This window comes from Microcoleus sp. AT3-A2 (assembly GCF_036705685.1).
Taxonomy (GTDB): Bacteria; Cyanobacteriota; Cyanobacteriia; order Cyanobacteriales; family Microcoleaceae; genus Microcoleus.
Genome location: NZ_JAUBVF010000002.1, coordinates 142,670 through 143,824, shown reverse-complemented (window position 1 = coordinate 143,824; position 1,155 = coordinate 142,670). Strand labels below are relative to the sequence as shown.

Genomic DNA, 1,155 nt, shown 5'->3' with positions numbered 1-1,155 from the left:
GGGATTCGTGGTTGTCCCCGTTGTGGGACTCGTGGTTGTCCCCTCAATGGTGAAGGGATTGTCGTTTACGCGGGGTATTTGAGCTGTAGTGAACCTAGATTCATCTAGCGAGTTCGATCGAACATCAATCAACACCGCCAAAAATTCCCCAGTTTGCCTGTCCCTAATAATCGTGTTGCTAGAATTCGAGCCTTGGCCCTGGAAAATTTCTAACTCTGTAAAGTTCAAACCTCCAGCCAGACCGATCGAATCTCCCGCATTAAAATCTCTAATTACATCAGCATCGCCGATTTCGCGGCCGCCAGTAGTAAGAAACCCGTTGCCATCAGGCGACGTGCCCACCCTACCGAGAACAAAGATATCCGATCCGTCGCCTCCTGTCAGAGTATCAGACCCGCGATCGCCCGAAAGAATATCATCCCCAGCATCTCCAGACAAAGAATCATTGCCGTCGCCCCCGAAGATCAGGTCATCACCCTCGCCGCCATCACCAGTATCGTTACCAATACCGCCGGTGATGACATCCCCGCCCTCCTGGCCCAACAAAATATCATTGCCCGCAGCGCCGATCAGGCAGTCATTACCCGTGTCGCCAAAAACAGTGTCACTGCCCTTGTCGCCCAAAATCAGGTCGTCCTCCCCACCACCGCGCAGACAGTCATTGCCTTTACCGCCGTACAGCGAGTCGTTGCCTTCAGCACCCAAGACAATATCGTTGCCCTGGTCGCCAAAAGCTACGTCACCGCCCTCGTCGCCAGAAACCAAGTCATCGCCTTTGCCACCCCGCGCCGTGTCATTGCCACGCCCGCCCTCAACAAAATCTTTACCAGCGCCACCGTTGAGATAATCGTTACCGTCTTCGCCCCTGAGTAGATCGTCTCCGTCCCGACTCAGAAGCGTGTCGTCGCCGGCACCCCCGGCAATCGTGTCATTGAACAAGCTGCCGATTAAATAGTTACTGCCCTCATTTGCGACAACTAAGCCATCGACAAAAAGTGGCTCTGGGGGAGGCGTGGGAACTGTCAGAGGTGGCCGCGGCACAGGCGTTACCGAAATGTCCGTGCCCGTCATCATCGGTTCCGTGCCCGTCATCATCGGTTCCGTGCCCGTCATCATCGGTTCCGTGCCCGTCATCATCGGTTCCGTGCCCGTCAT

At 55.3% G+C, this 1,155-nt stretch carries 1 protein-coding gene; it reads right to left on the bottom strand.

The genetic code is table 11. From position 1 onward, the window contains the following. The coding region (locus QUB37_RS02255; protein ID WP_333158689.1) for a calcium-binding protein at window positions 1-1,155 on the bottom strand (1,155 nt) is incomplete at both ends.